Source organism: Myroides odoratimimus, from assembly GCF_001485415.1.
In the GTDB taxonomy this organism is placed as follows: domain Bacteria; phylum Bacteroidota; class Bacteroidia; order Flavobacteriales; family Flavobacteriaceae; genus Flavobacterium; species Flavobacterium odoratimimum.
Genome location: NZ_BCMQ01000018.1, coordinates 61,668 through 72,988 on the forward strand (window position 1 = coordinate 61,668; position 11,321 = coordinate 72,988).

Sequence of the window (11,321 nt, forward strand, 5' to 3'; positions counted from 1 at the left end):
TCTGGAATCTCTTTTTTAAAGCTAATACTCATGTCATGGCTTTTACTGTATTTGTATATTGCTAAGGTGTTTTATTAATGAGGTTTGAGATATTATAACATTTTTGTTGATGTGATCTCTAGTTTTAATAAAAATAGTAGATGCCTTTTATGAAAAAAGAGGTATTAGGAGTTAAAAATAATTTGCGATATATAGTGGAAATAGAGGTCGAAGAGATATAAAAGTTAAAAAAACAGATCAAAATGTAGAATTATAATCTTTTATGTCTTTAAAAAAGCAACAAAAAATTAAGGTAATTCTTGTTGTTGTTTTTTATTGTATTTCTGGTTATTCGTGATTTGTTTGTGGATATTAGTGTTAATAAGGTTAAAGTACTGTGTTTAGTTTGTTATATTATAAATGTTAACTTTTTGTATTGCTAAAAAAGTTTCTAATATTAGAATAAGATTAGGGTTATTCCATTAAGTTAGAAGTTAATATGTAGAATTTTTATGATTTATGTCATATTGATGCGAAAACTACGGTTATACATTTGTCTCAGAAAATAAAAGATAAGGTAACAATGTCGGAGTTACCTAGTATTTAAAAACGTTCTTTTTTAGTCTGTTTTTTATTATGTAAACTTAATTGTGTTTATTTTATTTACAGTGATTTTATATACCTGTAAAACGTCGAAAAGGGGAATGCAAGGCAGTTGATGTATTAATACCTCCAGAGGGAGAGGAGGTGTACACGGATTAAAAAAGATTATTATTAATTTTTTTTAATTATTTACATTATGAGACGATGTGCGCAAGTTTTAATTGGAGTTTTGATTATTGGTATGAGTTCATTATTAGCTAGTTGCAGTGCAGACGATAATAATAACTTAGAAATTGACAAAGCATTAAGTGTTAACAGTATTAATATTGAAAAAACATGGATTGTAGCTCATTTCGACTTCCAAGAAGGAGTGAGTAGAAGTCATAAAGAAAGATACCAAAAATCACTAATTGAAATTGATATCATGAAAGGTGGAAAGTACCAGGCAATTGACAAATACAGTTTAGAGGAATCTAAAGGAAATTGGGTACTAGAAGGTGAGATGATAAGTCTAGAAAATGATGCCGACGGAGAAGTGAAGAGATACAGAATTATTGATTTGAGTAGAGCTGAAGCTCTTGTTAGTCCTATCAATACTAAAGAGATCTCACAAATGGAATTAGTGAGCTTTAAGAAATAGCTTCAGATAAGTTCACCTTATTGACAAAAGAGCAATCTATGTTTTATAGATTGCTTTTTTTATTGTATTGAAGTTTAAGTATTGGTGTTTTTTATTTTATTTTGAGAGTTAGTTGTTTTTGTAAAATAGTTATGTTAAGTGGTTGTTTTGTAGTGGTATTATTTGTGTTTGTTGTTTTTATTTAAAATATTGTTATATTTTTCTTGTTTGTTGGATAAACAATTTTAATTTTGCAAAAAAAATAATATAAAAAGATGGAACAATTTACTACACAGAAGAGTGCAACTACTCCTTCTCAAGAGAACAAAAAAGTGGTAGCTGGTATTTTAGGAATTTTATTACCTATTTTCGCTATCCATAAATTCTACTTAGGGTATACTAAAGAAGGTGTTATCCAATTAATCTTAGGATTAGTTACTTGTGGATTTGCTGGAATCATTGGACTTATTGAAGGAATTATCTATTTAACTAAAACAGATGAGGAGTTCTATAATACATACCAAGCAAACAAAAAAGGTTGGTTCTAATACATAGAAACATATAAACAAAAAGCCACTATTCAGTGGCTTTTTTCGTTTGTCTTGTACTTAGATAAGTCGCAAGAAGGGCTATTATAGTCATGCCCATAAGCGTATAGAAGAACCCATTCCAATTGCCTTTATTCACAAAGACTCCTGTAGAACTGCCTATAATACTTGAGCCTATATAATAGAAGAACCAATACAAGGCTGTTGCGGAACTCTTTGCTTCCTTACCTAGAGTCGTTACTACTCTACTAGCTATGGTATGTCCACTAAAGAATGAGATGGTGAAGAAAGTCAATCCTAATAGGATAATAACAAGGTTGTCCATATACATACCTATTACACCTATTAACATTAATCCTAAAGCGATTAGAAGTATCATACGAGATGAATATCTATCTGATAAAGATCCGGCAACCATATTACCAAAAATACCAAATGCGTACATTAAGAATATCATAGCGATAAGATAATGTGGTAAGTTATAAGGAGCTGATTCAAGTTTAAAACCTAAAAAGTTATATACACTTACGAACGCCCCCATTAGACAGATCGCGACGAGATACATAGCCATTATCTTATAGTTCTTAAATATAGACTTCATCTGTCTTAGCTTGTGTTTTATTTTTAGCTTTTTAGGAGTGAAGAATCTAGACTCTGGAAATAAGATATAAAATGCAATGGCAATAACTACAGCGAGTATACCTATAGTAAATACTGCTGCTTGCCAACCAAGCCACCCAGATACTAATGCGGCAACAATTCTTCCAAACATTCCTCCAAAAGTATTTCCTGCCAAGTAAAAACTTATGGCTGTTCCGATGTACTTAGGATCTATTTCTTCTGCTAAGTAGGCTAATGTCACTGCTGATACCCCAGATATGCACATTCCTTTTATAAAGTTAATATTGACTAAGATAGAAAAATCATTAGCCCATACAGATAAGAGGGTGAGCATCGTAGAGGTGACTAGAGAGAAGAGCATGATGTCTTTACGTGGATAACTATCTGCGATAAATGCAAAAAGTAATAGACCAATAGCCATACCTAAAGTACTAGCAGATACTAGATAGCTACTTTCAGAAGGTGTTACTTTAAAGTATTGTGTGATTTCAGATAATATAGGTTGGAAATTATATAATTGAGCGAATACAGAAACTCCTACTAAAAATATACTCCATTTAATCTTTTTGTACGTAGTGGTTCCTTTAACAGCTTTTATATGAACGACTTCTTCTGTATAGGTGGTGGTATTCATATTCTTTATTTTTTGTAAAGTTACGAGGAAGCTCTATATTAGTAAAACGGTATTTTTCTATTACATCAATCGGTAAAAACGATCAACTCATGGAACTAAGACAACTAAGGTATTTCTTAAAAGCAAAAGAATTACTCAATTTTACGGAAGCTTCTAAGCATTTATTTATTACACAGAGTACATTATCTCAACAAATAAAACAGTTAGAAGAAGAAATAGGCCAACCACTATTTGATAGAATAGGAAAGCGTATAGCACTGACAGAAGCAGGAGAGTTATTCTCTTTTTATGCTGAGAGAAGTATAAGAGCTGCAGAAGATGGAAAGCTCTTATTAGAGGATTTAGAGGGGCTAAAGACAGGAGTATTGCGTATAGGGCTTACGTGGGGACTAAAGTCTTTAGTACTGTCTTCTCTTACTCTTTTTACACAGACATATCCAGAAGTGAAGATAGAGGTGACATTTGGTACGACCAATGAGTTAATGCATTATCTAGAGAAACAGTATATTGACTTTGCTCTGACTTTTTTTGATGGAGCACATGAAGAGAACTTCATTTATAAGACTGTATTGATATCAGATATGGCTTTTATGGTTGCTAGAGATTCTGAATTAGCACTTCTAAAAGAGATTAGACTAAAGGAGATAGAACAGTATAGACTAGCCTTGCCTGTACAGGGGTTCAGTACGCGTAACTTTTTAGACAGGGAGTTCGAAAAGTATAATATCCGACCTAATATTGCCATAGAGACTAATCAAACTTCTATGATTATTGACCTTGTCAAAAAAGGTGCTTATCAAACTGTTCTTACTTACGCAACTGTACATGGAGAAAAAGACCTTTATGCTATCCCGATTATAGATAGTGATATGAAGCGAGAAGCTGTTATTATTCAATTAAAAGACAGTTATCTCAAAAAGTCCGTGAGAGTATTTGTCGATTTATTAATGAATGAGAATAAAGATGGGTTAAACACATTATAACTGTATGTTTCAGTCTCTGTTTAGGTAATAAATGAGCTGTTATTTACCATGAAATAGAACTTAATGAGATTTATTTTAAAAAAGGCCGAATTGTGATTACTTTAATTTTAACGTTATAAAATTTAATTAATTAAAAAATGAAGAGTTAATACTTGTGTTTGTTTGATAGAATCCGTGTATACATTAGTATACCGATAATCTAACTAATTGAGTTTACATAAATTGATAAGTTTTTTTCTTTTGTTAGCCACTTTACTTTTTTATATTTGCGATTATTTAATTTGATTCTAAATAAAAACAAACGAGTAAATGATAAGAATATTATTAATTCTTATACTGATTATAGTTTCTTTCATCTCTGTATTTGTTGGCGTAAAAGATATATCTGTATTTGATATACACCGACTAGATCAGGATGAGATATTGGTTATGTTAGTAAGTAGATTACCCCGTATGATATCTGTATTAATAGCAGGTATTGGTATGAGTATTTCTGGATTGATTGTACAACAGATTTCTCTTAACAAATTTGTCTCACCGACTACGATGGGGACTTTAGACGCTTGTAAGATGGGAATATTATTTAGTATGATATTATTTCCAGGAGGAGGGATGGTCTATAAGATGATTTTATCATTTACAATAGCTTTATTAGCAAGTGTTATTTTCTTAAAGATCTCGAGTAAGATAAAAATGCGCAATATCATTTTTATTCCATTAGTAGGGATAGTTTTTGGAAATATCCTTAATGCGATATCTACGTTCTTTGCTTATAAAACGAACTTGGTTCAGAATATGGAAGGTTGGCTGATAGGAGACTTTTCATCTATTATCAAAGGGAACTATGAGATTTTATACTTAGGAGTTCCGATTGTGTTCTTGAGCTATTTATACGCTAATAAGTTTACTATCGTAGGTTTAGGAGAAGACACCGCGAGTAGTTTAGGATTAGATCATAAGAAGATTACTTATCTAGGATTGATATTTGTAGCTATTACTTCTACTGTAGTGGTTCTGACAGCAGGTGTGATTCCTTTTTTAGGACTTATTATTCCTAATATTGTGAGTTTGATGTTTGGAGATAATCTTAAGAAGACGATTAGTTATACAGCATTGATAGGAGCGATCTTTTTAATGGTATGTGATATAATAAGCAGAATGTTAATAGCACCTTATGAGATTCCGATAGGATTAACAGTAAGTATTATAGGTGGATTAATATTTTTAATACTAATATTTAAACGCGCTAAACATGTTTAAGAACAAGATTATTACAGTTTTAGCAGTTGTTTTATTATTATTCATTGCTATATATATGTTCACCTTTACGGGAACCAAATTAGATTATGTATTACCTAGAAGAGGATATAAGGTTATTGCGATGATTTTAATATCGTTTGCTATAGGGTATTCCTCTATTATATTTCAGACAATATCAGCTAATAGAATCTTGACACCTTCTATTATGGGGTTTGATTCATTCTATTTGTTGTTACAGTCTTTGCTAGTGTTTGCTTATGGAGATAGAACATTTCAGGTTCTTAATTCAGAAACCAACTTTGCGATATCTGTAGTATTAATGTTAGGATTCTCTTTAGTGATGTACTATTTAGTATTCAGAAGAGAGAGTAAGAGTATGTATTTATTACTATTAGTGGGACTGTTAATGGGAACACTGTTTAGGAGTTTCTCTTCTTTTATAGTAATGCTTATTGATCCTAATGAATTCTTAATCATACAGTCGGCAATGTTTGCTTCGTTTGATAAGATAAACCTAAATCTATTGACTATATCCGCTGTCTTATTAATAGCCTCTATGCTAGTGGGGATTAAATATTTTAGACAGTTAGATGTACTTAGTTTAGGTAGGGAGAATGCCATAAGTCTTGGGGTAGACTATCATAAAGTGATCAAAGCTAATTTGCTTATTATCTCTGTGATGGTAGCTATTTCTACGGCATTGGTAGGGCCTATTACGTTCTTAGGAATATTAGTTGCCAATTTGACTTACGAGCTTGTGAAGAGTAGTAAGCATAGTTATATGGTACTAGCATGTTGTTTGCTAACAGCGGTTACTGTTGTAGGAGGACAATATCTAGTGGAGCATCTCTTTAATATGAGTACTACTATTAGTATTATTATCAATTTTGTAGGAGGGGTGTATTTTATTTATTTATTATTAAAAAGTAACAAAGGATGATAGAAGTAAAGAATGTATCTAAGACGTATGGTGAGAAGATGATTCTAAATGATGTGTCAGTTTCTTTTCCAAAAGGAAAAATCACATGTCTAGTAGGAGGGAACGGAACAGGTAAGAGTACTCTGTTATCTATTATTAGTCGTTTAGTCGCTAAAGACTCAGGACTTATAAATTTATTAGATCAAGATATTGTCAATTTTAAGAATAGAGATTTCGCAAAAAGATTATCAATCTTAAAACAAGCAAATCATCCTAATGTAAGGTTAACAGTTAAAGAGTTAGTCGAGTTTGGGCGTTTTCCGCATTCTCAAGGTAGAATGAATGCTATCGATCATGAGAAGGTAGAGGAGAGTATCGCTTTTATGGGATTAACAGATATTCAAGAACAATACATAGATGAATTAAGTGGAGGACAGCGTCAGCGTACTTTCTTAGCGATGGTATTGGCACAGGATACAGAGTATATTCTGTTAGACGAGCCGCTTAATAATTTAGATATGAAACACTCTGTTGAGATTATGAAGATTCTTCGAATTTTGGCAGATGATTATGGAAAGACCATAATTATTGTAGTGCACGACATTAATTATGCTTCTTCGTATGCAGACTATATTGCAGCAGTTAAAGATCATAAGATTATCCATTTCGGATTAACGGATGATATTATTCGCGAGGATATTATGAAAGAAGTTTTCGATATAGATATGACTATAGTTGATAATTGTAACAATAAGGTATGTATATACTTTAAATAATTTTAACTAATCGAGTTGTTATGAGTAAATTTTTAATAAGCTGCGTGGCAGCTTCAGCTTTAATCTTTACGTCTTGTAAAGAAACGAAGACAGAGACTACAGAGGAGAATGTAGCAAAAGTGACAGTTGAGCACTTGTCAGGAACTACTGAAGTAAAAGAAAACCCTAAAAACACTGTTATTCTTAGTTATGGAATGATAGATACTTTTGAGGATTTAGGTATAGAATTTAAAGGAGCTCCTAAAGGTAATATGCCTGCTTACTTATCTAAGTATGCAGATGATGCTAACTTAGTAGATGTAGGTGGTATTAAAGAACCTAATATGGAGAAAATAAATGAAGCTGAACCAGAACTTATCATTATCGCAGCTCGTACTGCTGCTATGTATGATGAGTTTAGTAAAATAGCTCCTACTATTAATCTTGATATTGATATTAAAGATTATATGAATTCTTTTAAAGCTAGCCAACGTACAGTAGGTAAGTTGTTTGGTAAAGAAGAGTTGGTAGAGAAAGAGTTAAAAGTAATCGATGAGCGTGTGGCTAAGATTAACGAGACTACTGCTAAATCTGAGAAAAGAGGTTTAGTTGTGCTTGCTAACGAAGGACGTTTAAGTGCTTATGGAAAAGGATCTCGTTTCGGGATTATCCATGATGTATTCGGATTAAAACCTGCTGATCAAAACATCGAAGCTGCTACACATGGTCAAGCGATCTCTAATGAGTTCATTAAAGAATTAAACCCAGATTACATCTTCGTAATCGATAGAGGAGCTGCTATTAAGAGAGCTACTATGGGTAAAGAGGAGTTTGCTAATGCATTAGTAAAACAAACAAACGCATATAAAAATGATAAAATCATTTTCTTAAACCCAGAAATATGGTATTTATCAGGAGGAGGACTTAAGTCTATCAAAATGATGTTAGACGAAGTTGAGCAAGCAATTGCTGAATAATCTTTAATTTTTTTTGCGATAAAAGCTATCTGAATAAGGTAGCTTTTATTGTGAAATAGTGTTGTGGCTTGAGCAAATTCTTGTTAGAAGACGCCAAGCGTGTGCTGTTTTTAGAATAGAAATCAAAACAGTGTGTATAAAAAAATCCCTAATGATTATTCGTTAGGGATTTTTTGTATGATATAAAGATTTACTATTCTTCTACTTCGTCAAATACAGGAACAGGGCGTTTGCTCTCATTGATCGCTACTAAAGTAAATGTACCAGTCATCGCTTTTTCTCTTCCTTCTCTGTACATACTTTCTACGAATACATCTACGCGTACATCTAGGCTCGTTCTTCCTACACGTACTACTGTCCCGATAAGCTCTACTAGTGTTCCTGCAGGGATAGGATGATTAAAATCAATCTTATCACTAGATACAGTTACAATAGGTTTACGACAGAAACGTGTAGCTGTCATGAATGCTATCTCATCCATAATGTACATTACCGCTCCACCGAACATGGTGTTGTGGTGATTAGTTTGTCCTGGGAATACAGCTTTAAATACGTGTGTTTCCGAATCCTTTATTTTTTTTTGGATACGTAACTCTCTGTTTGTTAATTGACCTTCCATATTGTTGTAATGATTCTTTTTTGAGTTAGTTATTACTTTTAATATTCATAAATTATGGAATAGCTATTTTGGCTTTTAGTTGTTTAGTATACTATTCTTTCTAAAATGTCATAAGGGAAAGATATTAGTATAACTATGTTGCTTCAAATCGCGAAAGCAATACCATAATATTATACTTCTACTGTGTAGGTGATCTGACTTATAATTAGTTCTAATTACTTACAGTTGCGCGACAGCTCGTGAGTTTCACACGATTCCCCTGACAGAGTAGTTTATTCAATGTATAACCTTGCAAATATAAGTACTATAAATGGGAAATGATTAATCTAGTGTAAATCTTAGTTCATTTTTAACCCAGATTATGTATTTGGCATCTAAACGAATAGTTATTATACAAAACAGGTCTACATGAGTGATTTCACTTAGAGTAAGGTTATATCGCTAATGAAAGAACCAGGGGGCAGAATTGCTTTGTAGTATTGGGTTAATATGTAAGGTGATTCTGAGGGGGATAAAGCTTTTAGGGGGAGTTATTTGTTGTATTAATCAGTGTATATTTCGCCTTGATTTGTATGTAAAAAAAACTTATTTAGATCTAATTAGCGATACGTAATCTGATTTATAAAGTGAATAGCTTAAATTGACTATTTATGTCTTTATTTATTACTGTTCTAAATAGTAGTGTTTTTAAATTACATTTCTGTTTTTAATATTTTTTATAAGTTATTTATTTGATAATCTATATTATCTATGATATTGTTATAATACTGTCTCTCTATTTTTAATATACTTCAAGGGGTAGTATATTTAGAATCATTAAAAATAAGAATAGTAAAAATGAAGACAATTAAATTAGCCTTGATGTGTTGTGTAGTTGCAATAACTATGACATCTTGTTATACAGCAAAAGTAGCAGTAGGTGATACTGATCTAACAATGCCTGTGGTAGAAGTAAACAAAAAGAAGAATCATGCGCTTATAGCAGGTTTAATTCCTTTAAACAAAGGGTATAAAGGAAGTGAACTAGCAGATAAGAAAACGAACTATGTTGTGAAGACTCAAATGAGCTTTGTAGATGGTCTATTAGGATGTATTACTTTTGGTATTTACACTCCTACGACTACCACTATCTATGTACCTATGGAGGACTTTAAGAAATAGTTGTTGCTCTTAGAAGTATTAAAAAGGATTAGATAATCAGTAGGTTATCTAATCCTTTTTTTGTTTTAAGCGTTACATCAGTTATCATCATCAGATTATATAGTTCATTATTCTACCTAATGTACTATGAAATGAATCTGATAGATAATATAAAAGTTCTATTAGGTATAATAGCATAGTGTATCTACTTCATTTCTATCGGTTGTTTAGGCAGGAATGAAGTAGAGTACTACACTGTATCTGATCAGCTAATCTAGAGCTATTTCTTCGTGATATAAACTTGTGCTATTCAGTGTCTCTTCTTTGTTTTTCCACATTGTCCAGATATGGATCGTACCGTAAGTCCATTGTTCTTTCAGTGTGATCAGTCCTATTTTATCCATTCGTTGTCCTACCGTATCATAGATCTGAAATTCCTCTTCTTCATTGTGAAAGATTACGACGCTTAGCAGGTCAGATTCTGCTGTCATGCTGTTATAGCTATTGTCTTCCCATTCTAGTTTGATTTGCTTATCTTCTGTAAGTTGTATTTTATGGATATGTGCTACAGGAAGTGTTCCTATAGATACAGTGACTAGATTGAGTTGTAAGTACCCTCTGTCACCTTCATAGCCGATACCATGTCTGAGTAAAAACGAAGATTGTTGTTCTGTCCCATTGATAAGTGATTTCTCACCTTGTCTCATTGGTGTGTATTGATTAATAAATCCTCTTATTTTGGCTAAAAAAGAAGATACAAGTGCCATTTTCTCCTGCTGTATCCGTTGTTTTTCTGAAAAAGGTTTAGTGCTTTTCCTCGCTTTAGATCGCCAGAAATAGCGACCTCGCCATCTTACGCCTATTACGGGACCTACCTTACCAGATACGCCACCTAACATTCCGTTCATTGCTTCTGCCATAATTTTGATTTTTAAATGGTTGCTTTATTTTTTGTAAAATTAAGATATCAGAAGGGTACTTTTCTTCTAGTTCACTTCTCGTCCATTTATTGAACCCTTGATGAAGCCAGTAAATACGTTTTTAGAGGCAAAAAAAGTTAAAAATACTTTGAATACTATCAGCATTTTATTTAAAACTGTCTTTATTGAAAGTTGATTTGACATTTGAGTTTAGCTTATATTTCTATGATGTTGCTTGAGGGTTGCTAGAGGCATCCTTGCACCTTCCTTCGAGAAAATGCCTCTCTAGGCTAGTAAACTGCAAGAAAACCCCTAGAATACTCCTAGAATCAGCAAGAGAGATGGTGTAGATTGTGAATTATACTTATAAGTAAAAAGGATAAGGGAGCTGAATGAAAATAACTTTATTTTTAAGGAGTTAATAAAGTTGAAATATGAAGAGTAAAATAATATTATTGTTATTAAGTGTGGTATTAGTCACTATATCTTGTAAGAAGAAGATAGAAGAATTTCCTAATACGACTACAGAAGAAGTGGTTCTTGCAGAAGAGGAGTGGGATGACGAAGGAGAACTAAGCGAGTGGGATGATAGTGCTGATTTTACAGATAAAAGATGGAAGGATGTAGATGTTCATTATACGTACCATTTTACAGGTAAGATAGATGATAAATATGCTTTTGATCTAAGTACACGACAAAAAACTAAAGCAATTGATATTTAAAGGGTTGTGTCCATTTTTAGAG

At 32.3% G+C, this 11,321-nt stretch carries 12 protein-coding genes; 9 read left to right on the plus strand and 3 right to left on the minus strand.

The genetic code is table 11. The features are described from left to right. Nucleotides 1–778 precede the first annotated feature (778 nt). Complete coding sequence (locus tag MODO_RS14055; RefSeq protein ID WP_006259403.1) at nucleotides 779–1,222, plus strand: hypothetical protein; 444 nt, start codon at nucleotides 779–781, stop codon at nucleotides 1,220–1,222. A gap of 254 nt (nucleotides 1,223–1,476) precedes the next feature. Then, on the plus strand, nucleotides 1,477–1,749 hold the full coding sequence (locus tag MODO_RS14060) for a TM2 domain-containing protein (protein WP_006259402.1): 273 nt from the start codon (nucleotides 1,477–1,479) through the stop codon (nucleotides 1,747–1,749). Between the two features lie 28 nt (nucleotides 1,750–1,777). On the opposite strand, the gene MODO_RS14065 is transcribed toward MODO_RS14060, so the two are convergent. Next, nucleotides 1,778–3,004: an MFS transporter gene (locus tag MODO_RS14065; protein WP_006259401.1), complete on the minus strand. Its 1,227-nt coding sequence runs from the start codon at nucleotides 3,002–3,004 to the stop codon at nucleotides 1,778–1,780. Nucleotides 3,005–3,093: 89 nt separating this feature from the next. Here MODO_RS14065 and MODO_RS14070 point away from each other — a divergent pair, with 89 nt between their 5' ends. From MODO_RS14070 to MODO_RS14090, 5 genes are all read left to right on the plus strand, one after another. Continuing rightward, nucleotides 3,094–3,987 (plus strand): LysR substrate-binding domain-containing protein, encoded by an 894-nt coding sequence (locus MODO_RS14070; RefSeq protein WP_006259400.1) that lies wholly within the window; start codon nucleotides 3,094–3,096, stop codon nucleotides 3,985–3,987. A gap of 309 nt (nucleotides 3,988–4,296) precedes the next feature. Next, on the plus strand, nucleotides 4,297–5,247 hold the full coding sequence (locus MODO_RS14075; RefSeq protein ID WP_006259399.1) for an ABC transporter permease: 951 nt from the start codon (nucleotides 4,297–4,299) through the stop codon (nucleotides 5,245–5,247). Then, nucleotides 5,240–6,187 (plus strand): iron chelate uptake ABC transporter family permease subunit, encoded by a 948-nt coding sequence (locus tag MODO_RS14080; RefSeq protein ID WP_006259398.1) that lies wholly within the window; start codon nucleotides 5,240–5,242, stop codon nucleotides 6,185–6,187. Before MODO_RS14075 ends, MODO_RS14080 begins: the two co-directional genes overlap by 8 nt. Beyond that, the gene (locus MODO_RS14085) at nucleotides 6,184–6,942 is read left to right on the plus strand and encodes an iron ABC transporter ATP-binding protein (protein WP_006259395.1); all 759 of its coding nucleotides are present in this window, start codon (nucleotides 6,184–6,186) and stop codon (nucleotides 6,940–6,942) included. The genes MODO_RS14080 and MODO_RS14085 overlap by 4 nt, the downstream gene beginning before the upstream one ends. Before the next feature lie 20 nt (nucleotides 6,943–6,962). Next, nucleotides 6,963–7,898: a siderophore ABC transporter substrate-binding protein gene (locus tag MODO_RS14090; protein WP_006259392.1), complete on the plus strand. Its 936-nt coding sequence runs from the start codon at nucleotides 6,963–6,965 to the stop codon at nucleotides 7,896–7,898. 193 nt (nucleotides 7,899–8,091) lie between these two features. Here MODO_RS14090 and MODO_RS14095 read toward each other — a convergent pair whose 3' ends face one another. Then, nucleotides 8,092–8,517, minus strand: a complete 426-nt coding sequence (locus tag MODO_RS14095) for an acyl-CoA thioesterase (RefSeq protein ID WP_006259391.1) — start codon at nucleotides 8,515–8,517, stop codon at nucleotides 8,092–8,094. 837 nt (nucleotides 8,518–9,354) lie between these two features. Between MODO_RS14095 and MODO_RS14100 the strand changes: the two genes are divergently transcribed. Beyond that, nucleotides 9,355–9,678, plus strand: a complete 324-nt coding sequence (locus MODO_RS14100) for a Bor family protein (protein ID WP_006259390.1) — start codon at nucleotides 9,355–9,357, stop codon at nucleotides 9,676–9,678. Between the two features lie 248 nt (nucleotides 9,679–9,926). Here MODO_RS14100 and MODO_RS14105 read toward each other — a convergent pair whose 3' ends face one another. Beyond that, nucleotides 9,927–10,577, minus strand: coding sequence for a DUF6266 family protein (locus MODO_RS14105; protein WP_006259389.1), 651 nt, complete (start codon nucleotides 10,575–10,577; stop codon nucleotides 9,927–9,929). A 434-nt stretch (nucleotides 10,578–11,011) separates the two neighbouring features. Here MODO_RS14105 and MODO_RS14110 point away from each other — a divergent pair, with 434 nt between their 5' ends. Then, the gene (locus tag MODO_RS14110) at nucleotides 11,012–11,299 is read left to right on the plus strand and encodes a hypothetical protein (protein WP_059051226.1); all 288 of its coding nucleotides are present in this window, start codon (nucleotides 11,012–11,014) and stop codon (nucleotides 11,297–11,299) included. Nucleotides 11,300–11,321 lie beyond the last annotated feature (22 nt).